Here is a 26,053-nt window from a genome sequence, read left to right on the forward strand (position 1 = left end):
CATGCGTATCCCCGCCTCCTGTCTATCAGTTCAGGATAGTCGGTTACCGCATAGGATGTCAGCGCTGAGGCGGAGAGTATCCGCTAGTTATTCTGCAACCACACGCCGAGCAAAGGAGCACTATGACGCAATCGCAAGTCGCACTCGTAACCGGTGGAAATCGTGGAATTGGTCGAGCAATCGCGGAGGATCTCATCGCGACGGGCTATCAGGTTGCCGTCACCTCGCGTTCGGGCGAGGGCGGCCCCGAGGGTGCGCTCACAGTGGCCGCCGATGTGACCGATAGTGCATCCGTTGACGCAGCTTTTACCCGTGTCGAACAAGAGCTGGGGCCGATTACCGTGGTGATTGCGAATGCCGGAATCACCCAAGACACGCTGTTGCTGCGGATGAGCGAAGACGACTTCGCGAGCGTGATTGACACGAATCTCACCGGTGCGTTCCGGGTGATTAAGCGCGCTGCCAAGGGGATGCTGCGAGCCAAGTTCGGTCGCGTGGTGCTGATCTCGTCGGTAGTGGGCCTATATGGCTCACCCGGCCAGATCAACTACGCCGCGTCGAAGGCAGGGCTGGTGGGCATCGCCCGTTCGCTGACGCGCGAACTTGGCAGCCGCGGGATTACCGCGAATGTGGTGGCACCCGGTTTCATCGAAACTGAAATGACCGCAGTGCTGCCAGAATCAACCCAGCAGCAATACCTGGCGTCAATTCCCGCAGGCCGGTTCGGTCGCGTGGATGAAATCGCCAAGACTGTCCGCTGGCTCGTATCCGACGACTCCGGTTATATTTCCGGCGCGGTCATCCCGGTTGATGGCGGCCTGGGGATGGGGCACTGACCGGGCACTCGCGCGAACGACACTCTTTTTGAGGAGCGTGAGCGTGCACTGCGTGAGGACTAGGGCAGTAGCGGGATGAGCTGAGAAAGGTCGCGATCGGGCATCGAGATCGATGCCTGTTCGCGCACCACCGGTTTGGCGTCGAAGGCCACCGATAGGCCCGCGACCGACATCATCCCGAGATCATTCGCACCGTCACCAACGGCGATGGTGCGCTGCGCCGGCACGCCGAGTGAGTTCGCCCACGACCGCAGGGTGAGCAGTTTTTGCTGCTTGCCGATGATCGTGCCCTCGACTTCACCGTTGAGCACGCCGTGCTCGTCGGCAGCGAAGCGGTTGGCGCGCCAAAGATCCAGCTGTAGATCGCGAGCGAGCTCGTCGAGCACCTCATGAAACCCGCCCGACACCGCCGCCACGCGGCCACCGCGTTCGTGTACCGCGCGCACCATCTCGGGCACGCCGGGGGTGACCGTGATGCGTTCACGCACCTTGGCGATTTCGCTCAGTGTCACTCCGCGCAGCAACGCTACCCGCTCGCGCAGCGATCCTGCAAAGTCGAGTTCGCCGCGCATGGCGCGTTCGGTTACTTCCGCGACGCGGTCGCGTACGCCGGCATAATCTGCGACGAGCTCGATCACCTCGTCGTTAATCAATGTCGAGTCAACATCGAGTACGACAAGGAACCGAGCACCGGGGGTGATGTCGCCGCTACCGACGACCGGATCGAGACGGAGTTGAGAAGTGGTCACCGTTCGATGATCGCATTCTTCGGCACCACTGTGATGCCGCTTTCGGTGACAGCAAATCCGCGAGCCTCATCCTGAGCGCGGTCAACGCCAACCTGGGCGCCATCACCGACAACGACGTTCTTGTCGAGGATCGCGCGACGCACCACCGCTCCCTCACTGACCACGACTCGGTCGAAAGTGACTGAATCTACCACTAGCGCACCGCTACGCACATTGGTCCAGGGGCCGAGTACCGAACGCTCGATATGAGCGCCCGAAATGACCGAACCGAGCGAAATGATCGAGTCGATCATGGTGCCGGTAGAGCCGCGGGCGTCGCGCACGAACTTCGCCGGCGGCGAGTTCAGCTGCTGCGACATGATGGGCCAGCGTTCGTTATAGAGGTTAAAAATCGGCAGTGTGGCAATGAGGTCCATGTGGGCGTCGTAGAACGAGTCGATCGTTCCCACATCGCGCCAGTAGTCACGGTCACGCGGGGTTGAACCGGGAACATCGTTGTTCTTAAAGTCGTAGACACCGCAATCGTCCTGGTCGACGAAGTAGGGGATGATGTCACCGCCCATATCGTGCCGCGACTCATCATCGAGCGAGTCGCGCGATACCGCTTCGACGAGCTTGTCAGCATCGAACACGTAGTTACCCATCGAAGCGAGAATCTCGTGCGGGCTGTCGGGCAGCCCCTCGCACTGTTCAGGCTTCTCGAGAAACTGCCGGATGCGCCACGGGTTTTCGGGGTCAACATCGATTACCCCAAACGACTTCGACATTTCGAGGGGCTGGCGAATCGCCGCAACCGTGGCACCAACGCCCGACTCGACGTGCTGCTGCACCATCTGCGCAAAGTCCATCCGGTAGACGTGGTCTGCGCCAACTACCACGACAATGTCGGGTTTTTCGTCGTGGATCAGGTTCAGTGACTGAAAAATTGCGTCAGCCGAGCCCGAGAACCAGTGTTTACCGCGACGCTGCTGCGCCGGCACGGTCGACACATACGAACCGAGAATGGCCGGTAGACGCCAGGTTTGCGAAACGTGACGGTCGAGCGAATGCGATTTGTACTGCGTGAGCACCACGATCTTGCTCAACCCCGAGTTGATCAGGTTCGCCAGCGCGAAGTCGATGAGACGATACTGTCCCGCGAACGGCACCGCGGGCTTTGCCCGGTCGGCCGTGAGCGGCATCAGGCGCTTGCCCTCGCCGCCAGCAAGTACGATTCCGAAGACCTTTTTCTGCGCCATTACCATGGGCTCACAATAGCTCAGTCAGGTAAGCAAATCTGACGAAAATTGGGAGGTTCTTTGGCGGTTGTGTTCACCCGATTCGCATAGTCTGGATACATGCGTGTTGACGTGATTTCTCGTGAGTACCCGCCGGCCGTCTACGGGGGAGCGGGGGTGCACGTCACTGAGCTCGTCAAGGCCATGCGACGCGATATTGACGTTGTCGTTCGCTGTTTCGGTGCCGAACGCGATGAGCCCAATACCTTCGCCTACGATGTTCCGGTCGACCTGCGTGAAGCCAATGCTGCGCTGGGGTTTCTCGGTACCGATCTGCGTATTGCCGCGGATGTGGCCGGTGCCGATATCGTCCACTCGCACACCTGGTATGCGAATCAAGCTGGCAATATTGCAAAGCTGCTGCACGGCATTCCGCACGTGATTTCAGCCCACTCACTCGAGCCGCTGCGCCCCTGGAAGGCCGAACAGCTCGGTGGCGGCTACCGACTGTCGAGCTGGATGGAGCGCGACGCCTACGCCAACGCCGATCGCATCATTGCCGTGTCAAACGGAATGCGTACCGACATTCTGCGCGCCTACCCGCAGCTGAACCCCGAACGGGTCGTGACGATTTACAACGGCATTGACACTTCAGTGTGGCAGCCGGTGAACGACCCCGACTATGTGCGCTCCCACGGCATTGACCCCGACCGACCCAGCGTAATTTTTGTCGGTCGCATCACACGCCAAAAGGGGCTGCCGTATTTGCTGCGGGCACTGCGTTCGCTACGCCCCGAGGTGCAGGTGGTGTTGTGCGCGGGTGCGCCTGACACCCCCGAGATCGAGCGTGAGGTGCGTGAGCTTGTCAACGAGCTGCGCACCCAGCGAGACGGGGTGTTCTGGATCTCAGAGCACCTACCCAAACAAAAGCTCATGGCGCTGCTCACGAACGCGGATGTGTTTGTTTGCCCGTCGATTTACGAACCTCTTGGGATCGTGAATCTTGAGGCGATGAGCTGCGGCACCGCCGTGGTTGGGTCGGGCACCGGCGGCATCCCCGAGGTGGTACAAGACGGGGTGACCGGCACCATTGTTCCGATCGACCAGGTCCAAGACGGCACCGGAACCCCGACCGACCCCGAGCGCTATGTCGCCGACCTGGCCGCCGCAATTAATGATCTGCTCGCCGATCCCGAACGCACCGCAGCCTATGGCCGTGCCGGTCGCGAGCGGGTCGAGGCCGAATTCACCTGGGAGCGGATCTCGCAGCAGACACAGCAGCTGTATCGCGAGATTCTCGAAGAGTCGGCGGTAGCGTAGCCATCATGAGCGAAGTGCTGCGATTTGAAAACGTCAGTGTTGTTCGTGACGGTAAGTCGATTCTCGACGGGGTCAGCTGGTCGGTTGATGAGGCAGACCGCTGGGTGATACTCGGCCCCAATGGGGCCGGAAAATCGACGCTCCTCATTCTGGCAGCCGGTTTTATGCATCCCACGCGCGGAAAGGTGACCGTTCTCGGCGAACAGCTCGGTCGCACCGATGTCACCGAGCTGCGCACCCGCGTGGGGCTCGCCGCATCCCGTCAGAGCCAGCTGCTTCCCGAGAACGAGACCGTGCTGAACTGCGTAATGACCGCGAGCTACGGCGTATCGGGCCGCTGGCGGGAAGAATACGACGAGATCGACTTGGCTCAGGCACATGCGGTGCTCGAGGCCTGGCAGCTCGATGGCCTTGCCGACCGCAAGTTCGGCACGCTTTCGGATGGCGAGCGTAAGCGCACGCTTATCGCTCGAGCGGTGATGGCCGACCCCGAGTTGCTGCTGCTCGACGAGCCGAGCGCGTCGCTCGATCTCGGTGCGCGGGAGGCGCTGCTGGCATCACTGCGCGAATACGCGGCCAGCGAGCTCTCGCCGGGAATCATCATGGTGACCCACCACGTCGAAGGAATTCCCGTGGGGGTTACGCACGCGCTACTGCTGCGCGACGGTAAAGTCGTGGCGGCCGGGCCACTGGCAGACACGCTTACCTCGCAGAACCTCACCACCACGTTTGGATTGCCGCTGCAGGTGATGGTGCAATCGGGCCGCTATTCGGCACGCGCCAGCTGAGATCGCCGCGGCAAATCAAAGTTTGGTGCGAAACGCGCCCGATTGGATGCTGGATTGCTGCGAGCCTGCGTGGTAAGCTCAATGCTTGGCTTGTCACGTCCGAGCGTCCACGTTGGCGCCTGTGGCGCAGTTACCTAGTTCAACCGTTTCCAGAAGAGGAACCCGATGAAGGCAGATATCCACCCGGACTACCACTACGTGGTGTTCAACGACCTCGCGTCGGGCGAGAAGTTTATCACCCGCTCGACCATCACGAGCGACAAGACCATCGAGTGGGAAGACGGCAACACCTACCCGGTGGTTGACGTCGAAATCTCGAGCGCATCGCACCCGTTCTACACCGGTAAGCAGCGCATCATGGACTCGGCCGGTCGCGTCGAAAAGTTCAAGAACCGCTACGCGAAGTTCGGCAAGAGCAACTAAGTTCGCTTACGCAAATGGCGGGCATCACTCTTGTGGTGCCCGCCATTTCGTATGTGCGGATGCGCACAGCGGCTAATCGAGAGCGCGCGTCGGCCAGCCGCGATCGGCCGTGAAATTCGCGTCGCGGGTGCGGCGCATATAGTCCTCAAAACTTGCCACCTGCGTCTGCGCCCACTCGCGCTGTTTTTCATGCAGCGTCGGCAGATCGACCAGGAGCTCATCGGGATAGCGCTGAGCCAGGGCCAGCGCGAGCCGGCCCGAGGCCACTGCATCAGCACTGGCATCGTGTGCGTCGAGCAGCTCAACGCCGTATTCAACAGCGGTATCGGTGAGCGTGCGTTTACCGCGCCGATAGCGGTCGACTGCCCGGTCGATCACTAGCGGATCAACCACCTGCGGGCCGAGCACCGGCGCATCCAGGCCGTGGCGGCGGCACTCGGCGGCAACCAGCGTCAGATCGAACGGTGCGTTGTACACCACCAGCGGCAGTTTGTTTCTGGCGATCCAATTGAGCGAATCACGGATGCGTTCCACAACATCACGTGCCGGTTCGCCGTTTTCTTGCGCCATCTCGGTTGAGATTCCGTGCACGTCCGCCGCCTGGTCCGGGATCGGCACGCCCGGGTCAGCGAGCCAATCCGAGCCACGCTCGACCTCGCCATTGGCGTCAATAATGCCCACGAACGCGGTGACAATGCGGTCGCTCAGCGGGTTCGTGCCGGTGGTTTCGGTGTCAAATACCGCGAGGCGTTCGGTCCAGCTCATGCCGCATCTCCGTCGTTTGCGCCGCCGAGTCCACGAATAATTGGGATGGCACTCGTTGCGGCGCTCACCGTGTCGGGTTCAGCCAGCAGCAGCCAATAGAACTGTTTTGACCCAAAAGTGAGTGTGATCGTGCCCTCATCCGAGACGGGTTCAAATTCCTGCCAACCAAAAATGTCGAATACTCGCCGGCCCTCATTACCGGGCAGCGAAATTGTTGCTTGGGTGGGAGTTTCGGCGAATGAAAACGCGCAGAGGATGCGCTCGGGTTTGTCTCCGCTGTGGGGGTGTTCGGGCTCTCCCGCATAGTCGCGTAAATAGGCCAGCACCGATTCGTGAGTGGTGTCGCGCACGTGCAGGTCACCAAGACCGAAGGCGGGATGCTGGCGGCGCACCTGCATGATGTTGCGCACCCAGCGCAACAGCGATGAGGGCTGTGCCATCTGCGCCTCAACATTGACGTGCTGGTAGTTGTAGACGAGCGACTGCACCACCGGGTGACGGAGTTTGCCCGGGTCGGCCGTCGAAAAGCCGGCATTGCGGTCGGGCGACCACTGCATCGGGGTGCGGGATGCATCCCGATCGGGAAGCCAAATATTGTCGCCCATCCCAATTTCGTCTCCGTAGTAGAGAATTGGTGAGCCCCTAAGCGACATCAAAATTGCGTTGGCGAGTTTGATTTCGCTGAGTGAGTTTTCAAGCAGTGGCGCGAGGCGTCGGCGGATTCCGACATTCGCTCGCATCCGCGGATCGTAGGCATACCAGCCGTACATGGTTTGGCGATATTCCTCATCCACCATTTCAAGGGTGAGCTCGTCGTGGTTGCGTAGGAACACACCCCAGGTGGCATCCCGGGGAATTTCGAGCTGCTCGCGCAACACCTCTTCGAGTTCGGCCTTGTATTGTGAGCGCAGCGCATAGAAGATGCGCGGCATAGTTGGGAAATCGAACGCCATGTGGCATTCGGGATCGTCGTCGGTGCCAAAATATTCGACCACCTCGTGCGGCCACTGGTTCGCTTCGGCGAGCAGCACGCGGCCGGGATATTCCTCGTCAACCATGGCGCGCAGCCGGCGTAGGAACTCGTGCGTCGCGGGTTCGCTTTCGCCGTTGCCCTCTTCGCTTTCGAAAAGGTAGGGAACCGCATCCAATCGAATACCGTCGACGCCGAGGTCGAGCCAGTAGCGAATTACGTCGAACACCTCTTGCTGTACGGCCTCGTTTTCGAAATTGAGGTCGGGCTGGTGCGAGAAGAACCGGTGGAAAAAATATTGGCGTCGCTCAGGATCGAAGGTCCAGTTCGACTCTTCGGTGTCAACAAAAATGATGCGGTAGTTTTCGTACTTCTCGTCGGTATCGCTCCACACGTAGTAGTCGCCATAGGGACCGTCGGGGTCTTGTCGCGATTGCTGGAACCATTCGTGCTGGTCGGAAGTGTGGTTGATCACGATGTCGATCAGCACGCGCATATTGCGGGCGTGTGCCTGTGTGACCAGTTCGCGGAAGTCGTCGAGGGTGCCGAAATCTTTGAGCACCTCGCGGTAGTCGGCGACGTCATAGCCGCCGTCGCGCAGCGGTGATTCATAAAACGGCGGCACCCAGATCACGTCGATGCCGAGCCACTGCAGATAGTCGAGTTTCGAGATCAGGCCCTGAAAATCACCAATGCCATCACCGTCTGAGTCGGCATAGGAGCCCACCAACACTTCGTAGAAAACGCCCCGTTTGTACCAGTTCTCGTCGCGCTGGAGCCCGGGCAGGAGGTCTGAGCCACCAAAACTCATCGCGTTTCTCCTCTCGGTTATTCGGCTAGCAACCCATACACTCTTTCACGATGAGCCTGCACAACCCCCTCGAACGGCGCCTGGCTGATATTCCGGTGCGTGAACAACACGTGACGGTTCGTGGCAGCGAAACTCGCGTGTGGACCTACGGCCCGGAAACTGCGGACCACACCGTGTTTTTGGTGCACGGCTTTCGCGGCACCCATCACGGCCTGCTATCGCTCGTGGCGGCGATGCCCGAAACTCGCTTTATCTCGCCTGATCTGCCCGGGTTTGGTGATTCTTCGCCGCTGCCGAGGCCGCACACACTGGATGCTTACGCCGAATGGCTACAGGATGCGCTCAATCAGCTCGATCCAGCTGGCACCGCGATTGTGCTCGGCCACTCGTTCGGGTCGCTGATCGTTGCGCGTCAGGTGCGGCGGTTGCGCGACCGCCGCATTGTGTTGGTGAATCCGATCAGCGAAAATGCCCTGCGCGGCCCCGAACGAATCGGAACCGCGATTGCGGTGGGCTACTACCGTTTGGGAGCGGTTTTGCCGGCACCGCTCGGTCAGGCATTGCTCTCGTCGCCGCTGATCACCCGCATCATGAGTGAGGTGATGGTGACCACGCATTCGTCTGGGCTGCGCCGCTGGATTCACCACCAGCATCACCGCTATTTTTCGCGGTTCACCGGGCGCGAGGTGCTGCTTGAAGCGTTCCAGGCCTCGGTTTCAGATGCGGTCAGCGCGCACGCGGCAGACTTCCCTCCCGGCACCCAGCTGGTGGTGGGGGAGCACGATGCAATTGCGCCGCTTGCGGCATCACGCCGGCTGCACGAAACGATACCGGGTTCGCAGCTGCACATTGTTGGTGGTGTGGGGCACCTTATTCACTATGAAGCCCCGCTGGCATTGGCTCGCATCCTGCGCGAGTGGCTCGGTTGATCGGGCCGCGGCCCGACGCGCGATAATTGCACGATGCACATCATCAGCGTTACCGAGCTCGATAGTTCGCAGCATCCAGGGCTCGACGACTATCTCAACCTGACCGATGTGGCTCTGCGCAAAAAACTTGAACCCGCCGGTGGCCTCTACCTGGCCGAATCAGAAAAAGTGATCACCCGGGCGATTGCAGCCGGTCACCGTCCGCGGTCACTACTGACGCAGCCAAAGTTTCTCGAGCAGGCCGAGCGATTGCTCGCGAACTGGCCCGAAACACCCGTGTACGTGGCCGCAGAAGAACTCCTCACCGAACTGACCGGCTATCGGATGCATCGCGGAGTGATCGCGGCAATGCATCGCCCCGCGCCCACCGATCCGGGCGAGCTATTGCAGAACGCGAGCACGGTGCTGGTGCTCGAAAATATTGTCGACCACACCAATGTTGGCGCGGCATTCCGCAATGCCGCCGCACTCGGTGCCGATGCGGTACTGGTCAGCGAAGAGTGTGCCGATCCGCTGTACCGACGCAGCGTTCGAGTTTCGATGGGGACGGTGCTGCAGATTCCATGGGCACGGCTGCCAAACTGGCAGCGAGCCGGTGACCTATTTCGCCGGCACCACTTTGAAACGGTGGCGCTGGCACTCGACCCGCAGGCGATTCCGATTCGTGAGTATGCGGCCAAGCGCGCGCCGCGAGTTGCCCTGATGCTCGGCACCGAGGGGCACGGGCTCAGCCGGGCGGCACTCCAAACCGCCGACCAAACGGTGATCATCCCGATGCAGCACGGCGTCGATTCACTGAACGTCGCGGCAACGAGCGCTGTCGCGCTCTACGCGCTGCTTAACGAAACATGAGATGTGTCGGTGGCACGGGCTACCGTAGTGGGGTGACTGAAGTGCAACCGTTCCGTATTGAAGACCTGCTGCCCGCATCCCTGCTGCAACAAATTCATGAGCGCGCCGCAGGAGTTGATCGAAAAAATGTTTTTCCCGATGAAGACCTCCGGGCGCTGAAAGACACGGGTTATTTGCGAATGCTCGTGCCGAGCGAGCTTGGCGGCGGGGGAGCGACGTTGCTGCAGGCAGCTCAGGCGCAAATGGAACTCGCCAAAGCCGCGCCCGCAACGGCACTGGCGGTCAATATGCACCTGATCACTACCGGTATCGCGCGTAACTTCTATCAGCGGGGTGATCACAGCCTCGACTGGCTCTCACGGGAGGCAGCGGCTGACGAAGTTTTCGGGCTTGCTATCTCTGAGCCGGGCAATGATGCGGTCACCTTCGACTCAACCGTGACGGCCGCTCCGCAGCCCGATGGTGGTTATTGCTTTACCGGCACCAAGATTTTTACCTCGCTTGCGCCAGTGTGGACCCGGCTGTGGGTGTTTGGCCGTGACGAGCACAACGAAGATCCGCGTGTGGTGCACGCCGTGCTGCGCCGTGAGGATGGTGGCACACGCAGCCACGATGACTGGGACACGCTTGGCATGCGCGGCACCCAATCGCACACCACGAGCCTCGAGCAGGCGTACGCCGCGCCTGAGCGCGTGGTGGGCTACGCCCCGGCAGGGCCAAACGCATCGCCGATTGTGTTCGGCATTTTCGCGAACTTCTTGCCGCTGATCGGTGCCTGCTATCTGGGCATGGGCGACCGGGCCGTTGAGCTTGCTGCCGAGGCCGCACACCGACGTCACAGCCGGGTCAACGATGCCCCCTATGCCGCCGACCCCGGCATCCGTGAACTCATTGCGCAGATGGGCACGCGGCAGCTGTCAGCTCGCCTACAGATCGAGTCGGTGTGCCGGTCGGTGGATGAACAGGAAGACCTGGGAGCGGAGTGGTTCCCGCGGCTGACGCTTGCGAAATACATCGGCACCCGTGCAGCCCGTGAAACCGGGACCGAGGCGCTCGAAGTGGTGGGCGGCAGCGCTTATCGTTCAGGACACGAACTGGGCAGGTTGTATCGCGATATCACCGCGGGAATATTCCAGCCCTCGCAAGACCGCGGGGTACGGGCGGGGATCGCCAACTGGGTGCTTGATGCAGCTGCCGAACGTCTAACAACCGAGCCACCGACACCTCGGGGCGGCCGCGAACAGGCATGACTCAGCCCACATTCGATTCACACTCGGCGGATGGAACACATCGGGCTGACGGCGAAGCGCAGCTTGGTAGCTATGCCGCCGAGCATCTATCACCATCGTTTCCCCGCCGCGCGCCTTGGGGCACCGCATCCAATTTGCGAGCCTGGCAGCAGGAGGCACTCGAGCAGTATTTCGCCACCGAGCCGCGCGATTTTCTCGCATCCGCAACGCCCGGAGCCGGGAAAACCACGTTCGCGCTGCGCTTGGCGAGCGAGCTGCTGCGCCGCGGCACAGTCAATCGCGTCATCGTGGTTTCGCCAACCGACCATTTAAAAACGCAGTGGGCGGCTTCAGCGGCGCGCGTGGGCATCCATCTCGACCCAAAATTTCGCAACTCGAGCGGCGCGCTTTCGCGTGACTATCACGGCGTTGCCGTGACCTATGCGCAGGTCGCGCTGAAGCCCTATGTGCATGAGCACCTGTGTTCTTCCGCACGGTCGCTGGTGATTTTGGACGAAGTGCACCACGGTGGCGATTCGCTTTCGTGGGGTGACGGGCTGCGCGACGCGTACCAGTATGCCGAGCGCCGGCTCTCACTCACCGGAACGCCGTTCCGCTCTGATACCGCGCCAATTCCGTTCGTGCGGTACGAGTCGGATGCTTCTGGTGTGCGGGTGTCGAAGGCCGACTACAACTACGGCTACGGTCGGGCCCTGCGTGACGGGGTCGTGCGGCCGGTGATGTTCATGTCGTACGCCGGGTCGATGAACTGGCGTGACACGAGCGGCGAACAGATGAGCGCCGGTCTTGCCGACGACAACACCAAAGACATCATTTCGCAGGCGTGGCGCACGGCTCTGGATCCCGAAGGCGACTGGATGCAGCAGGTGCTGCGAGCCGCAGATAGACGGCTTACCGAGGTGCGTGAGCAGGTTCCGGATGCGGGCGGCCTGGTAATTGCCACCGATCATCAGGCTGCCCGCGGCTATGCAAAACTGCTCGAATACATCACCGGCACCGCGCCGGCGCTGATTTTGAGCGATGATCCCGGAGCTTCTGCCCGCATCGATTCGTTCTCGGCAAACGGAAGCGAGCGGTGGATGGTGGCCGTGCGGATGGTTTCTGAGGGCGTCGACGTGCCCCGGCTCGCTGTCGGCGTGTATGCCACGAGCTCATCGACGCCGCTATTTTTTGCACAGGCGATCGGCCGCTTTGTGCGGGCGCGTCGCCGGGGCGAAACTGCCACCGTGTTTTTGCCGTCGGTGCCAAAGCTCTCGGCTCTGGCTCACGAACTCGAACTTGAGCGCGATCACGCGCTCGACCGTAAAGACGGCAGCGACAGCGACGATGCGCCCGGGATGACGCCAGAGGAGCGCGAACTGCGGGAGGCAGAGGCCGAAGATCGAGCCTCGGAAGAGCTCACCAAATACAAATTTGAAGCGCTGTCATCCGAAGCACAGTTCGACCGGGTGCTTTACGACGGCGGTGACTACGGATATGCGGCCGAAGTGGGGTCGCTGGAAGAGCTCGAATTTTTGGGTTTGCCGGGAATTTTGAACCACGATGAGGTCGCCGCGGTGCTTGAACAGCGCGCCCAGCGGCAGCATCGCATCCAGGATGCGCGTGCGCGGGGATCACTGAACGACGGTCACCAAACCGTGCAGCCGATGCACCGCTCGTTGAAAGAGCAGCGAAACCTGTTGCACTCGCTGGTGGGGCTCTACGCGCGACAATCAGGTCAGCCGCACGGGGCCATTCATTCGCAGCTGCGTGTCACCTGCGGGGGCCCTGCGGTGGGGCAGGCAACCGCCCACCAAATTCAACAGCGCATCGACTATCTGCGTCGCAAATTGCACTAGCTGGGCCAGTTGCACTGGCAAAGCCGGTGTCTCGCAACTGCTGCTGACCCGCGCGGGCGCGTGGGTTTCGATAACACCGGGAAAACAATGAGGCCGAACCGGATTTTTCCGATTCGGCCTTCCTGTGCGCGAAGGGGGACTTGAACTGACCTCGACCCCCTCGCACCGCGAATCTCGGCGGCCCGTTCTGCCGCATAAAAACAACGATCTACGGCATGTGCCCTGTGGATAACTCCACCGCGATACCCCGACCTACGGGTTGCTTAGCACTTTCGTTAGCACTCTCGCGGCCGTGGAAGCCATCGATTCTCACTTCAGTGACTCTCGCAGTGGGCCTAGGTGTTCTTCCCCGACACGTTGTGATCGTGTGAGGTAAGGCGAGGGCCTCCGGGGACGATGTGGGTTACCACACTCAGAACGTCGCCACGGAGGCCCTCGTGACTCACGCTAACGCGCCTTTGACGCCGGAGGGGCGTCGTCGTCTTGCTTCGCTGATCGTTGATGAGGGCTGGGCGGTGAGACGGGCGGCGGAGCGGTTCCAGTGCTCGCCGGCGACGGCGTCGAGGTGGTCTCGCCGGTATCGGGCGGGCTTGCCGCTGACGGATCGCAGCTCGCGCCCGCACCACTCGCCCAGTCGAGCGTTGCAGCATCTGGAACACAGGATCGTCAACCTGCGGTTCACGCGCCGCTGGGGACCGCATCGCATCGGCTACCACCTCGGAGTCCCTCGGTCGACGGTCGGGCGGGTGCTCGCCCGCTACCGGATGCCGCTGCTGGCGCATCTGGATCAGGGCACTGGGCTGCCGGTCCGTAAGCCAACACCGGTCCGCTACGAAAAGCAGACACCGGGCGAGCTGGTCCATGTCGACATCAAGAAACTCGGGATCATCCCGGACGCGGCGGCTGGCGCGTCCACGACCGCGATTCCGCTCAAGCCCGCCGCGTCGGCGTGGCATCTGATCGCGCGCCCCGTCAGGGCGCGTCCCCCTCCAGGGGATACGCGTTCCTACACCACGCAGTCGATGACTGCACCCGACTGGCCTATTCCGAACGCTTGCCCGACGAACGCAAGGACACCGCTGCCGGGTTCTGGGAGCGCGCAAACGCGTTCTTCGCCGAGCACGGCATCATCGTCACCGCAGTGATGACCGATAACGGTTCCTGCTACCGATCGCACACGTTCGCCGCCGCGCTCGGGCCACGGATCACGCACCGCCGCACCCGCCCGTTCCGACCACAAACTAACGGCAAGGTCGAACGCTTCAACCGCACCCTCGCCGCCGAATGGGCCTATGCACGGCCCTACCGATCCGAGATCGAACGCGAAGCCGCCTACGCGACCTGGCTCCATCACTACAATCACCACCGACCCCATACCGGACTCGCAGGCTCAGCCCCCGCCCAACGAGTTCACAACCTCACGGGGAAGAACACCTAGTACGGCGTAGCCGGCAGGCGTTTCGCAGCCGCGCCGGTAGACCAGAGATGCTCCCTGCCGGAATGCGTCGCGACGCGGACTCGTCTCATTGTGCATATCGATGTGCATGTTTCATGTACGATGATGACGTGAAGAAGAGCTGGCAGGTGTTCGCGCGCGACGTCGGCCGACTCGCCCGCGTACGCAAGGCGTGGATCATCGTGATCGGGGTTCTCATCACCCCGGCGCTGTACGCGTGGTTCAACATCAGCGCCTTCTGGGACCCGTATTCGAACACGGAGAACGTCAACGTCGCCGTGGCGAACCTCGATGAGGGCGCGACGTCCGATCTGACAGGTGCTGTCAATATCGGGGATCAGGTCGAGGAGCAGCTCAGGGGGAACGACGATCTCGGCTGGGACTTCATGACCGACGAGGAAGCCCTCGAGGCAGTCCAGCGCGGCGACGCGTATGCGGCGATCGTCATCCCAGCAAGCTTCAGCGAGGACCTCCTCAGCATCACGACCAGTGATTTCGCCCAACCGGCGCTGCAGTACTACGTCAACGAGAAATCCAGCGCTATCGCGCCGAAGATCACCGACGTCGGGGCCACGGAGCTGGACAGGCAGATCACGTCCGCCTTCGCCGAAGAGGTCGCGTCCGCCGCGAGCGAGGCGGTCAGGGACGCCGGCGACGATGCGCAGCAGCGACTGCTGAACGCACAGGATCGTGCACTGAACACCTTCGACAGCACGTCGCAGAGACTCGCCTCCGTACGGGAGAGCATCGACGATCTGCAGCAGGGGATCGACTCGTCCCGCGAGTCCCTCTCGTCGACCCGGCGAACGCTGGGCGACATCGACGCGACGCTGGGAGACGTGCAGCAGGCGATCGACGAGACGCAGGGGATCATCGCGGAGGCGCGGACCCAGGTGATCGACTTCACAGACGCAGCGACGGCCGCGTACCTGCAGGGTACGACTTTGCTCGCAGACGCCTCGTCGAGCGCGAACACCTCGGTCACGCAGCTGACTCAGAGCCTCGACGCCGCGGGTGTGCGGGTGGAAGCCGCAATCGAGGATCTGCAGGGGGTTCTGGAGTCGAACGAGGCGGCGATCGCCGAATTGCGGACGGTTCTCGACGACGCAAACCTCGATCCGGACACGGCGGAGCGGCTGTCCGGTGTGATCGAGGCCCTGGAAGAGCGCAACGCGGCCGATCAACAGCTCGTCTCAGAACTGTCTCAGCTCAGCTCCAGCGCGGCCGAGACCGTTCAGGCGCTTCAAGCGGCCGCGGATGCCGTGGACGGCGCCATGCAGGACACAAAGTCGGCCGCCGTCGACCTACGCGTGGCGCTCACCGAGAACCTGCCCGCGCTCAACAGCGCGATGTCGCAGTTGTCGGAGAGCGCCGGCGAGTTCTCGACCGCCGTGGGGTCGCAGCGTCGGGTGCTGGCGCAGGCGGGGGAACTGCTGCTCGAGGTTGATACACAGCTGGCGTCGACCTCGGTGGCGCTCGGCAGCTTCGACGACGACATCGCGAACATCGAGTCGAGCGTTCAGACGGCGCGCACCGACGTCGAGGCGCTCGTCGCCGCGTCGGAGTTGGGGGCGTTGAGCACCCTCACCGGTCTGGACCCCGACGACATCGCGCAGTTCATCGCCTCGCCGGTCGAGGTCGATGAGCAGATCCTCTTCCCGGTGTCGTCATACGGATCCGCGATGGCGGCCCTCTTCACGAACCTCTCGCTGTGGATCGGCTCCTTCGTGCTCATGGTGATCTTCAAGATTGAGGTCGACGCCGAGGGCGTCGAAGGCGTGAGCGTGCGCGAGGCCTATCTGGGGCGTTTCGGTCTGTTCGCAATGCTCGCCGTCGCCCAGGCGTTGATCGTCTCGATCGGCAATCTCATTATCGGTGTGCAAACGGCGAGCGCTGTTGCGTTCGTCGGCACGGCCGTGCTGATCGGGCTGGCCTACGTGAGCATCATCTACGCCCTGTGCGTCGCCTTCGGGCATGTCGGTCGGGGGCTGTGCATCCTGCTGGTGATCATGCAGATTCCCGGTGCGTCGGGCCTGTATCCGATCGAGATGATGCCGGACTTCTTCAGAGCCATCTATCCTCTTCTGCCCTTCTCGTACGGCATCGATGCCATGCGCGAGACGATCGCGGGCTTCTACGGCAACCACTACTGGCGGTTCATGGGCGCGCTCGCGGTGTTCGTCGCCCTCGCGTTCCTGCTCGGCCTCGTGTTGAGGCGTCGCCTGGCCAACCTCCACATCCTGTTCAACAAGGAGATCGCCTCGACCGACCTCCTGATCGGTGAGAAGGTGCAAGTCACCGGAACCGGTTACCGCCTGAGCCAGGTGATCCACGCGCTGTCGAACCGTCGGGAGTACCGCGACGAGCTCGCCCGTCGGGCCCGGCCGTTCACCCGGCACTATCCGACGCTGTTGCGGTTAACGCTTGTCGTGGGTCTTGCGGGTATACTGCTGCTGGCGGTCGTCGCATGGCTGTTCCCGGAGGCCAAGGCGCTTCTATTGGGGCTGTGGAGCCTGTGGTGCCTGCTCGTCATCGGGTTCCTAGTCGCCATCGAGTACGCCAAGCGGAGCTTCGCCCAGGCCTACGCGGTTGCGGCTCTGGAGGATGCCGAGCTGCGAGAGGTCGTCCTCGCCGGGGACGCCGGCCGCCTCTCGGAGGAATCGGCGCAGACATCGGCGCAGACATCGGCGCAGACAACGAGGATCGATGTGCCCGCGCAGACGCTCGAGATCGACGAGATCGATGAGGGAGATGCCCCCGCGGGGCCGGACGAGGAGGCCGATCTGCTCGACGAGATCTTCACCCTCGGCGAGCCCGCCGAACGGGACGAGCCGGATCCGGATGCGGAGACGACCGAACTCGATGTGGTCGACGAGCAGGACGAGACCGACCCCGCCGACGACGGCGAGGAGCGCGCGTGAGAGACATCTTCGCCCTGGCGCTCCGCGACATGCGTCATGCGACCCGGAACGTGATGGCCGGTATCGTCATCTTCGGCCTCGTCGTCATTCCTTCGCTCTTCACCTGGTTCAACGTAATCGCGACCTGGGATCCGTTCGACAACGCAAGCAATCTGAAAGTCGCCGTCGCGAGCACCGACGAGGGATACGAGAGTGACCTCGTGCCCATCCGCATCAACGTCGGCGAACAGGTGCTGTCGGAGTTGCGGGCGAACGACGACCTCGACTGGGTCATCACCGACGAAGAGGATGCGATCGACGGAACCAGGTCGGGCGACTACTACGCGGCGATCGTCCTCCCGCCGTCGTTCAGCACCGACATGATGACGTTCTATGTCGACGGCGCAGATCACACGGACATCGCGCTGTACACCAACGAGAAGAAGAACGCGTTGGCTCCGAAGATCACCGAGCAGGGCGCCGAGGGGGTCTCCTCCCAGATCACCCAGACACTCACACAGACGCTCAGCGAGATCGCCCTGGGCCTGATCTCCTCGGTCTCCGACTACCTCACGGACGCGGATACCCAGGCTGCTCTCACCCGCCTGGAAGCGCGTGTCGCGAACGTGTCCACGCAGCTGCGTTCCAGCGCGCAGACGGCGGACATGTTCACGGCGCTGATCGAGTCGAGCATTCCGGTGGTGAACAGTGCGTCGAGTCTGGTCGATGGCGCCGGCGACGCGTTCGACGACGCATCGAACGCGGTCGGCAGCGGGAGCAAGGCCGTGGACGAGCTCCGATCGACGCTGCGTACCGCGACGCAGTCGGTGACGCAGGCGCTCTCGGCGACCGCGTCGAGCTACGACACGGTGGGGGATCGCATCGATGACCTCTACTCCGAACTCGACACGCTCAGCGGAGAGCGTGTGACGGTGCTCGGGACCCTCGCCGATCGCGTACAGGACCAGATCGACCGGTATGAGTCCCTCCGCGACACCGTCGAGACGGACATCGCCCCCGCTCTGCCGGAGTCCGCACAGGGCAGCCTCGACGCGTTCGTCGACGCGCTCGACGATGCGATCGCACGTCAACAGGCGGTGCACGACCGTCTCGAACAGGCCGCGCGCGACGTCGAGGAGGGCAACGAATCTACGCAGAGCTCCCATCAGGAGATCAAGGAGGCGATCGCGGACGCCCAGAGCGCGATCGGGGACGCCCAGAGCGCCTACACGAACGGGTTGAAGCCGCAGCTGGACCAACTGTCGTCGACACTCGGAGACATCGGATCCGACATCTCCGAGTTGCGTGCGGACATCGACGAGATGTCATCGAGTCTTTCGGGTGCATCCGGTTCGGTGCTCTCGACGATGAACCGCGCGAAGACCGTGACGGAGGGGCTCTCCGACTCGCTCGACGACACTGCCGACAGATTCGACGAGATCGAACGGGCACTGGGCGACGCGGCCGACACCGGCGATCTGAGTGAGCTCAGCGAGATCATCGGCTCCGATCCTGGTATCCTCGCCGCGTCGCTGGCCGACCCCGTGCGCGTCGACCGCATCGCCGTCTTCCCGGTCGGGAGTTTCGGCGCGGCCATGGCTCCGCTGTACACGATCCTCGCCCTCTGGGTGGGCGCTCTGCTGATGACGGTGACGATCCGCGTCGACGTCAACAGCGAGACGCTTCCCGACCGTGCCGAGCTCACCCCGACGCGGAAGTACCTCGGAAGGTACGGCATCTTCGCGCTCGTCGGCCTCGCGCAGAGCACGCTTGTCACGCTCGGGCTCATCCTCTTCGTCAGGATCGAACCTGCGCATCCGCTTCTGATGATCCTGGCGGGTTGGGTCACCTCGCTCGTGTTCACGCTCATCGTCTACACGCTGGTGGTCGCCTTCGGCAACGCCGGGAAAGCATTGTCCGTGCTGCTGCTAGTCATCCAGATCTCTGGTTCGGGAGGAGCGTATCCTCTGGAGCTCGTGCCGGAGTGGTTCCAGAACATCAGTCCGTTCCTTCCCGCGACATACGCGATCGGAGCCATGCGATCGACCATCGCGGGCGTCTATGCAGCCGACTTCTGGATCTCACTCGGGATGCTTGCCCTGTTCGTACTTCCCGCGCTCCTCCTCGGGCTCGTTCTGCGACGTCCGCTGGTGGCCTACAACCGTGGCCTGACTGAGGCCCTCGAGTCGACGAAGCTAATGTGAGTGGCGATATGAGCGTTCACATGCCCACAGACGACTCTCCGTCGCCGAGCGCCACGCCGCCACCACGCACCCGCCGTCGCGACGCCGCCACCAACCACGAAGCGCTGCTCCACGCCGCACAGGCGGTTCTCGCCGAGAATCCGCACGCCTCGCTGGACGCGATCGCACACGCGGCGGGCCTGTCCCGGCGTGCACTCTACGGGCACTTCGCCGACCGTGAAAGCCTGCTGCGCGAAGTCATCGCCATCGGCGCGGAACGCTTCAACCTCATCGCCGAGGCCACCGCGGACACGGATCCGCGTATCGCCCTCGCCCGCATGGCCGCGCGTCTGTGGCACGAAGTCTCGACGGTGCGCGCCCTGGCGAACATCACGCTCGACGACCACCACGTCGCCGACACTGCTCGTGCTCTCGAGCCGCTGCGGCGTCGCGTCCGCGAGATCACCAACGACGGTGTCCGGTCGGGCGTCTTCCGTCAAGACATGACGCCAGAGGTGCTCGCCTTCCTCATCGAAGAAACGGCACGCTCCGTGCTGCGCGGACTCCGCCTCGAGACGCACGACGCGGGGGCCATCGTCGCCAAGGTCATCTTGAGCGTCGCCGGCTTGTCCTGGGCGGAGCAAGCGGAGCTCGACGGGGATGCCCAGCGAGTGCAAGCCGGAGGAGATTGATCGGTGGATGCGCGGGGAACTCGTGCTCACCGATGAGGGGCTGTTCAACTACTGGCAGCAGGAATGGGTGATCTGCACCGATCGCATCCACCATCTCGAAACCACCCTCGCGGGCATGACCGCCCCGAGCAGAGACGACCCCGAGAAGCCGAGTGCGCACCCCAAGACCATCGCCGCCTACCAGGAACGCCTAGAGACGGCAAGGAGCACCCTGTCATGACGAAAAATCCACAGTCCGCAGGGCAGGGCGGCGCGGATGAGAAGCAACAGCGGCGCTCCCGCTCGCGGCAGCCCGGCTCGATCCAGTCCTACGACACCGACACGGGGAAGCGGTGACGGTTCCAGATCTACGTCCTGAAAGACCCCGAATACCCCGAGATGGGATCGCGCAGGCTCACCCGCTCCGGGTTCACCAGCACCGACGAGGCCAACGACGCCTTGCAGGAAGCGCTCAAGCAGCGCAAGCAGAACGAGAAGTTCGGCAACAAAGTACCCACCGTCGGAACCTACGCGGATGAGTGGGTAGCGGGACTCAACCTCGCGGCGTCCACGATCACCGGGTACAAGAAGATCATCCGCAACCACATCCGCCCCAGCTCGGCACGATCCGGCTCGACAAACTCACCGCCACCCGCATCGCCCGCCACTACCGCGACCTCGAAGACCACGGCCGCAACGACGAATACGGCATAGGACAGCCCCTCTCAGCCAACAGCGTCCACAAGGTGCATGTCGTGCTCGGCGCGATCCTCGACGCTGCGATCGACGACGGGCACCTGACCGTGAACCCGGCGAAGAAGAAGCGCACGGTGAAACCCCCAAGACCCAGCGAGGTGCGGGCACAGAAACCAGAAATCGCCACCTGGACGGCCGAACAGTTGCAGACCTTCCTCGCTTGGAACCGCGACACGCTCGAAGACGAGCTGTTCACGCTATGGCGGCTGATCGCCTACACCGGCATGCGCTGCTCGGAAGCCCTTGCGCTCAGGTGGTCGGACATCAATACCAAGACCATGCGGATCAGCATCCGCCGCGCCGTCGATACTGACGACTGGACGAAGACCAAGACCACGAAAACCGGACAAGCCCGCGTCATCGACGTCGACGCCGAGACCCTGAAAGTGCTCGCCTCGTACAAGGTCGCTCGCACCGAACTCTCGTTCGAGCTGGCGAAAGCCGACGCCTATGTGTTCGGAGACGGCGACGGCAAGCTGCGCTCACCCGACGCCATGACCGGCCGCTGGGATCGCCGCTTGAAGTGGGCGACCGCGAAGTTCGACAGTCTGCACCGCGTCACGATCAAGGGGCTGCGTCAAACCCACGCCACGCTGCTGCTTGAACTCGGGGAACACCCCAAGGTCGTCCAAGAACGTCTAGGACACTCAACGATCACCACGGCGATGAACATCTACTCCCACGTCACCCCGTCCATGCAGAGGCCGGCAGTAGACCGCTTCGCCGCCCATCTTCGCTCGTAAGTAGCGTTGTGAGCCCCTACGCAGACGACTCGGAGTCCTCTGCGTTCGAGCCGATACGGTCTACTTTCTCCGAAACAACATGTGCGCGAGGAACTGGCACACCAACGCGGCAGGGATCAGGAGAGCTGCCCCAGCGGCGTAATCTTTCGCACGAAGCGGCTCGCCAGAGTAGCGAAGCTCCCGACGAGCGGACTCTGCGCCGGGCAACATGACCGGTAGCGCGGTTGCGACGCCAGCCGTGTACCGACGTTGCAGCACCGAAGCCAACAGGTGCGTACCGACGTGCGCCTGGAGGCCCGCGACCATCGCCCGATAGAACCGCGACTGCCCATTCGATACCGCGCCTCGGTGACAGGCGAGAGCGACGAGAACTGCCATCAACCCAACAGCCAGCCATGACTGACGCTGATCCATGCGCAACGCATTGATACCAGTCCGATTGGCCAAGACATCACAGGTACTCGGAAAAGCCAGAGCCTCCTCGACGTCGTGAACGGCCCACGCAATGAAGAGATGGGCGGGGCCATGAATGTGCATGCAATCACTCTACCCAGCGCGCTATTTCGAGGCCGGTCGGGCCCGCACGCCGCGAGGGCGCAGCGACATCGAGCCCCGTACAGACACTCCGTGCGCGGCCCGCCGTACTGGGCCTTAGCATTTTTTCTAGCACTTCAACACGAAATGACCCCCAACCCGAGAGATAAAATCCCAGGTCAGGAGCCAATTCATTCCTGTGCGCGAAGGGGGACTTGAACCCCCACGACCTAAAAGCGGTCACTAGCACCTCAAGCTAGCGCGTCTACCAATTCCGCCACCCGCGCAGGTGTCGTGTTGCGGCGCCAAGCGCCGCGGCACGAATGATCACTTTACTGCACGCGTTACGTAATGTGCAAGTCGAGGCTCTTGGATGCGACCAAAGCTCCTAGAGTGGTGCCATGACCGACCTCGAACACGACGCTACCGTGCGCACCGCTCAAGATTTGATCCGCATCGACACCACCAACTGGGGTAATGGTCGGGCGAGGGGAGAGCGCGAAGCCGCTGAGTATCTTGAGGAACGGCTCACGGCGCTGGGGAGCCGCGTACACGTGTTTGAGGCCGCACCGCGTCGCACGAGCATCGTGGCACGCATCCCCGGCCGTAATCCCGAGTTGCCGGCGCTGGTGGTACACGGCCACACCGATGTCGTGCCGGCAGATGCCGATGACTGGCAGGTCGACCCGTTCGCTGGTGAAATTCGTGACGGCATGCTGTGGGGGCGCGGAGCGGTCGACATGAAAAACGTCGATGCCATGATGATCACCGCCCTCGAACAGCTGCAGGCGTCCGGTGAACAGCCCGCTCGGGATCTGATTGTCGCGTTTTTTGCCGACGAAGAAGACGGCGGCAAACTGGGCGCCCACTGGCTGGTAGAACAGCATCCCGAACTCTTTACCGGCGCAACCCAGGCGATCAGCGAGGTCGGTGGCTATTCGATCAACGTCGATGGTCGCCGTGCCTATCTATTGCAAACCGGCGAAAAGGGGATGATTTGGGCCAGGCTGCAGGTGCGCCGCCGTCCGGGACACGGCTCTAAACACATTCATCGGGATGACAACGCGATTCAAGTACTCGCCGCAGCTATTGTGCGCCTGGCCGAGCACGAATGGCCGATGCATTTGGGGGACACGAGTCGAGAAATGGTCGCTGCCCTGTGCGAGCTGACCGGTGAGGATGCCGAGCGAATCGGTGCCGACCAGCTTGCGCTTCGCTGCGGGTCGGCTGCCGCCTGGCTCACGGCATCGCTACGAACCACCGCGAACCCCACGGTGCTTGAAGCAGGTAGCAAACAGAACGTTGTGCCAGCCACCGCAACCGTCACGCTAGATATTCGTCCGCTACCAGGCGACGAGGATGCGGTGCTCGAAAAATTGCAGCAGATCGTTGGCGACGATGTAGAGATCACCCTCGACTGGCGGTTCAACGGCGCCGAAGCGCCGTCGAAATCAGATCTGGTAACGGCTGCAACCCGGGCGCTGCGCAGATTTGACCCGGATGCTTTGGTGGTGCCCTATCTGCTTCCGGCAGGTACCGATAACAAATCACTCGCGCGTCTCGGCATCGACGGTTACGGTTTCGCACCGCTGCTACTGCCTGAAACGCTTGACTTCCCGGCGCTGTTTCACGGTATTGATGAGCGAGTACCACTTGGGTCGCTCGTGTTTGGCAGGGAAGTGCTCGCCGCATTCCTTCGTGATTTCGACAGTTCGCCGCTCTAACCGGCGCGCCGAAACGCGTGTGGGTGGTAGCGGCGTAAACTCGCTGCGTTCATGAGCAAATATTCACTGCTGACAGAAAGCGGGTCAATGAACTGGTTTGAGGCGTTTGTGCTGGCGGTGGTACAGGGGCTCACTGAGTTCTTGCCAATCTCATCCAGCGCTCACCTGCGCATCGTGGGTGAGTGGCTCGGTAGCGGTGACCCGGGCGCGACCTTCACCGCCATCATTCAGATCGGCACCGAAGCAGCCGTGCTCGTGTACTTCTGGAAAGACATTGTCAGAATCATTCAGCGCTGGTTCGGTTCACTGCGCGGAACAGTGCCCAAAAATGATCCGGATGCGCGAATGGGCTGGTGGATCATTCTCGGCTCAATTCCGATCGTTGTGCTGGGTGTGCTCTTCCAAGACCTGATCCGCAGCCAGTTCCGGTCGCTGTGGATAGTTGCCACCACACTGATTGTGTTCGGCATCATCCTGGGACTGGCAGATGTGCTCGGTAAGCGGCAGAAAAATCTCACCAACCTCGACGCTAAAGACGGCCTGGTCTATGGGTTTGCGCAGGCCCTCGCCCTTATCCCGGGCGTATCCCGCTCTGGTGGCACGATCACTGCCGGGCGGCTGCTCGGATACGACCGTGCGTCCGCTGCGCGCTACGCCTTTCTGCTCGCGATTCCGGCGGTGCTGGGTTCGGGGCTGTACGAACTCTACGGTGCGATGAAAGAGCCCACCGAAGTGAACGCGATCGAGTTCGGACCCACCGTGCTCGCCACGATCATCTCGTTTGCGGTCGGCTGGTTGGTGATCAAGTTCCTCATGAAGTGGGTTGAACAGCGCAGCTTTATGCCGTTTGTGCTCTACCGCATCGCGCTTGGAACACTGCTGATGGTGCTGCTCATCATCGGTGCACTCGACCCCCTGGCCGGGGCTCCGACCGGCTAGTGGTGCAGCGCACGAGTGCAGCGAATCAGTCGGCGACGAGCGCACACGATTCGAACTAGACTCGAATCGTGCAGTTCGTCAATTCTTGGCCTCGAGTGCAAGTTCCGCCGCTAGCGGGCGAGCGTGTTCCGGTGATGCTCTACGACGCCGTAGCCGACTCGGTGCGCGAAGTGGCACCCCCCGACGGGATTGCATCGCTGTATGTGTGTGGCATCACGCCCTACGACGCCACCCACCTGGGACACGCTGCCACCTATCTCGCGTTTGACACGCTCAATCGGGCACTGCGTCAGTCGGGCGCCGAGGTGCGCTTCGCCGAGAACATCACCGATGTTGACGATCCGCTACTTGAGCGTGCCGAGCGCGACCGGGTTGACTGGCAACAGCTTGCCCAATCACAGACCGATCTATTTCGATCGGATATGGAGCAGCTGCGCATTATTGCCCCCGATAGTTTTGTGCGGGTACAGGATGCGATATTCGAGATTGGGCAAGCTGTTGCGCAGCTGCTGGGCGATGGTTTCGCATATTCGGTACCAACCACAGACGCGGCCGATGACGATATTTATCTCGACTTGCAGGCCGTGCAGGCACGCACCCCGTACGAGATCGGCGCGATCAGTCATTTCTCGCCGGAGGAGCTGGCCGCCGCATTTGTCGAGTTTGGCGGCGACCCGAACCGGCCGGGTAAGCGCTGCCCGCTCGACCCGCTACTGTGGCGTGCTGCGCGCGTGAACGAACCCAGCTGGAAGGCTGCTGACGGTATTCCCCAGGGGCGACCCGGTTGGCATGTGGAATGCTCGGTCATCGCCACCGGCACACTTCCGGTTGCCACGCAGGGCGCGCTCATCACCATCCAGGGCGGTGGCCGCGACCTGCTGTATCCGCACCACGAAATGTCGGCAGCGCATGTTTCGGCACTCACGGGCCGTGAGTTTGCGGGTCATTTCACGCACGCCGGCCTCGTTGCATACCAGGGTGAGAAGATGTCAAAGTCGCTCGGCAACCTGGTGCTGGTGTCGAAACTCGTGGCCGAGGGGCACGATCCGATGGCCGTTCGACTGGCGGTGTTGGCGCATCACTACCGCAGCAGCTGGGAGTGGTTTACCGCCGATCTTGATGCTGCGCACTCGCGTCTGACGCGCTGGCGGGTAGCGGCACACCGCGCTGCGGCCGCTGATGTGGCAGCGGCCGCCCAGTCGACGCCTCGACGACAGTTGCGAACTGCCATCGCCAACGACCTCGACACGCCCGCCATGATCGAGATTGTAGATGCCTGGGCTGAGCAGGCACACCCACAGGCGGATGTGATCGAAGCGGTGGATGCGCTGCTCGGTGTACAACTATTACCCGGCAACTGAACCGTGCTGAGCCAGAATGCGCGGCAGACCAGACCTCG

General features: G+C 62.4%; 22 protein-coding genes, 1 tRNA gene and 1 pseudogene. 18 read left to right on the top strand and 6 right to left on the bottom strand.

Annotated elements, in window-relative coordinates; genetic code table 11:
- Positions 1-122: 122 nt before the first annotated feature.
- Positions 123-836, top strand: a complete 714-nt coding sequence (locus RQ865_RS00595) for a beta-ketoacyl-ACP reductase (RefSeq protein ID WP_311476583.1) — start codon at positions 123-125, stop codon at positions 834-836.
- 59 nt (positions 837-895) lie between these two features.
- On the opposite strand, the gene serB is transcribed toward RQ865_RS00595, so the two are convergent.
- On the bottom strand, positions 896-1,585 hold the full coding sequence (gene serB / locus RQ865_RS00600) for a phosphoserine phosphatase SerB (RefSeq protein WP_311476585.1): 690 nt from the start codon (positions 1,583-1,585) through the stop codon (positions 896-898).
- Positions 1,582-2,823, bottom strand: a complete 1,242-nt coding sequence (gene glgC / locus RQ865_RS00605) for a glucose-1-phosphate adenylyltransferase (protein WP_311476587.1) — start codon at positions 2,821-2,823, stop codon at positions 1,582-1,584. Before glgC ends, serB begins: the two co-directional genes overlap by 4 nt.
- 99 nt (positions 2,824-2,922) lie before the next feature.
- On the opposite strand from glgC, the gene glgA reads away from it, so the two are divergent.
- The 3 genes from glgA to RQ865_RS00620 all read left to right on the top strand — a co-directional run bounded on the left by glgA (position 2,923) and on the right by RQ865_RS00620 (position 5,333).
- Positions 2,923-4,122 carry a glycogen synthase gene (gene glgA, locus RQ865_RS00610; RefSeq protein WP_311476589.1) on the top strand — a complete coding sequence of 400 codons (1,200 nt, stop codon included), beginning with the start codon at positions 2,923-2,925 and terminating at the stop codon, positions 4,120-4,122.
- A 5-nt stretch (positions 4,123-4,127) separates the two neighbouring features.
- Positions 4,128-4,910, top strand: a complete 783-nt coding sequence (locus RQ865_RS00615) for an ABC transporter ATP-binding protein (RefSeq protein ID WP_311476591.1) — start codon at positions 4,128-4,130, stop codon at positions 4,908-4,910.
- A gap of 165 nt (positions 4,911-5,075) precedes the next feature.
- Positions 5,076-5,333: a type B 50S ribosomal protein L31 gene (locus RQ865_RS00620; protein WP_201516986.1), complete on the top strand. Its 258-nt coding sequence runs from the start codon at positions 5,076-5,078 to the stop codon at positions 5,331-5,333.
- 72 nt (positions 5,334-5,405) lie between these two features.
- Here the strand turns inward: RQ865_RS00620 and RQ865_RS00625 are convergent, their stop codons facing one another.
- Both RQ865_RS00625 and treS read right to left on the bottom strand, forming a co-directional pair.
- Positions 5,406-6,098: an exonuclease domain-containing protein gene (locus RQ865_RS00625; RefSeq protein WP_311476593.1), complete on the bottom strand. Its 693-nt coding sequence runs from the start codon at positions 6,096-6,098 to the stop codon at positions 5,406-5,408.
- Positions 6,095-7,879, bottom strand: a complete 1,785-nt coding sequence (gene treS / locus RQ865_RS00630) for a maltose alpha-D-glucosyltransferase (RefSeq protein ID WP_311476595.1) — start codon at positions 7,877-7,879, stop codon at positions 6,095-6,097. The genes RQ865_RS00625 and treS overlap by 4 nt, the downstream gene beginning before the upstream one ends.
- 50 nt (positions 7,880-7,929) lie before the next feature.
- Here treS and RQ865_RS00635 point away from each other — a divergent pair, with 50 nt between their 5' ends.
- The 11 genes and pseudogenes from RQ865_RS00635 to RQ865_RS00685 all read left to right on the top strand — a co-directional run bounded on the left by RQ865_RS00635 (position 7,930) and on the right by RQ865_RS00685 (position 21,457).
- Entirely contained in the window at positions 7,930-8,808 is an 879-nt protein-coding gene (locus RQ865_RS00635; protein ID WP_311476597.1) for an alpha/beta fold hydrolase, read from the top strand.
- A gap of 33 nt (positions 8,809-8,841) precedes the next feature.
- A complete protein-coding gene (locus RQ865_RS00640) occupies positions 8,842-9,660 on the top strand; it encodes an RNA methyltransferase (protein WP_311476599.1) in 819 nt (272 codons plus the stop codon).
- Positions 9,661-9,692: 32 nt separating this feature from the next.
- The gene (locus RQ865_RS00645; protein ID WP_311476601.1) at positions 9,693-10,910 is read left to right on the top strand and encodes an acyl-CoA dehydrogenase family protein; all 1,218 of its coding nucleotides are present in this window, start codon (positions 9,693-9,695) and stop codon (positions 10,908-10,910) included.
- Positions 10,907-12,748 (top strand): DEAD/DEAH box helicase, encoded by a 1,842-nt coding sequence (locus tag RQ865_RS00650; RefSeq protein WP_311476603.1) that lies wholly within the window; start codon positions 10,907-10,909, stop codon positions 12,746-12,748. Before RQ865_RS00645 ends, RQ865_RS00650 begins: the two co-directional genes overlap by 4 nt.
- A gap of 437 nt (positions 12,749-13,185) precedes the next feature.
- A pseudogene (locus RQ865_RS00655) lies at positions 13,186-14,186 on the top strand (IS481 family transposase).
- 128 nt (positions 14,187-14,314) lie between these two features.
- A complete protein-coding gene (locus RQ865_RS00660) occupies positions 14,315-17,125 on the top strand; it encodes a YhgE/Pip domain-containing protein (protein WP_311476604.1) in 2,811 nt (936 codons plus the stop codon).
- Positions 17,122-19,308 (top strand): YhgE/Pip domain-containing protein, encoded by a 2,187-nt coding sequence (locus RQ865_RS00665; RefSeq protein WP_311476606.1) that lies wholly within the window; start codon positions 17,122-17,124, stop codon positions 19,306-19,308. Before RQ865_RS00660 ends, RQ865_RS00665 begins: the two co-directional genes overlap by 4 nt.
- A 20-nt stretch (positions 19,309-19,328) precedes the next feature.
- Positions 19,329-19,979 carry a helix-turn-helix domain-containing protein gene (locus tag RQ865_RS00670; protein WP_311476607.1) on the top strand — a complete coding sequence of 217 codons (651 nt, stop codon included), beginning with the start codon at positions 19,329-19,331 and terminating at the stop codon, positions 19,977-19,979.
- Positions 19,980-19,986: 7 nt separating this feature from the next.
- Positions 19,987-20,199 (top strand): hypothetical protein, encoded by a 213-nt coding sequence (locus tag RQ865_RS00675; protein WP_311476609.1) that lies wholly within the window; start codon positions 19,987-19,989, stop codon positions 20,197-20,199.
- Between the two features lie 158 nt (positions 20,200-20,357).
- Complete coding sequence (locus tag RQ865_RS00680) at positions 20,358-20,672, top strand: hypothetical protein (protein WP_311476611.1); 315 nt, start codon at positions 20,358-20,360, stop codon at positions 20,670-20,672.
- Positions 20,673-20,713: 41 nt separating this feature from the next.
- Complete coding sequence (locus RQ865_RS00685) at positions 20,714-21,457, top strand: site-specific integrase (RefSeq protein WP_311476613.1); 744 nt, start codon at positions 20,714-20,716, stop codon at positions 21,455-21,457.
- Positions 21,458-21,517: 60 nt separating this feature from the next.
- Here the strand turns inward: RQ865_RS00685 and RQ865_RS00690 are convergent, their stop codons facing one another.
- Together RQ865_RS00690 and RQ865_RS00695 are read right to left on the bottom strand one after the other, a co-directional pair.
- On the bottom strand, positions 21,518-21,994 hold the full coding sequence (locus tag RQ865_RS00690) for an HXXEE domain-containing protein (protein WP_311476614.1): 477 nt from the start codon (positions 21,992-21,994) through the stop codon (positions 21,518-21,520).
- A gap of 197 nt (positions 21,995-22,191) precedes the next feature.
- Positions 22,192-22,278, bottom strand: a tRNA-Leu gene (locus RQ865_RS00695).
- A gap of 114 nt (positions 22,279-22,392) precedes the next feature.
- Between RQ865_RS00695 and RQ865_RS00700 the strand changes: the two genes are divergently transcribed.
- From RQ865_RS00700 to mshC, 3 genes are all read left to right on the top strand, one after another.
- Positions 22,393-23,715, top strand: a complete 1,323-nt coding sequence (locus RQ865_RS00700; RefSeq protein ID WP_311476615.1) for a M20/M25/M40 family metallo-hydrolase — start codon at positions 22,393-22,395, stop codon at positions 23,713-23,715.
- An 87-nt stretch (positions 23,716-23,802) separates the two neighbouring features.
- The gene (locus tag RQ865_RS00705; protein WP_311477032.1) at positions 23,803-24,654 is read left to right on the top strand and encodes an undecaprenyl-diphosphate phosphatase; all 852 of its coding nucleotides are present in this window, start codon (positions 23,803-23,805) and stop codon (positions 24,652-24,654) included.
- A 68-nt stretch (positions 24,655-24,722) separates the two neighbouring features.
- The gene (gene mshC, locus RQ865_RS00710; RefSeq protein ID WP_311476616.1) at positions 24,723-26,015 is read left to right on the top strand and encodes a cysteine--1-D-myo-inosityl 2-amino-2-deoxy-alpha-D-glucopyranoside ligase; all 1,293 of its coding nucleotides are present in this window, start codon (positions 24,723-24,725) and stop codon (positions 26,013-26,015) included.
- The last annotated feature ends 38 nt before the right edge of the window (positions 26,016-26,053 follow it).

Origin of the sequence: uncultured Gulosibacter sp. (assembly GCF_963509965.1) — a bacterium.
Taxonomy (GTDB): domain Bacteria; phylum Actinomycetota; class Actinomycetes; order Actinomycetales; family Microbacteriaceae; genus Gulosibacter.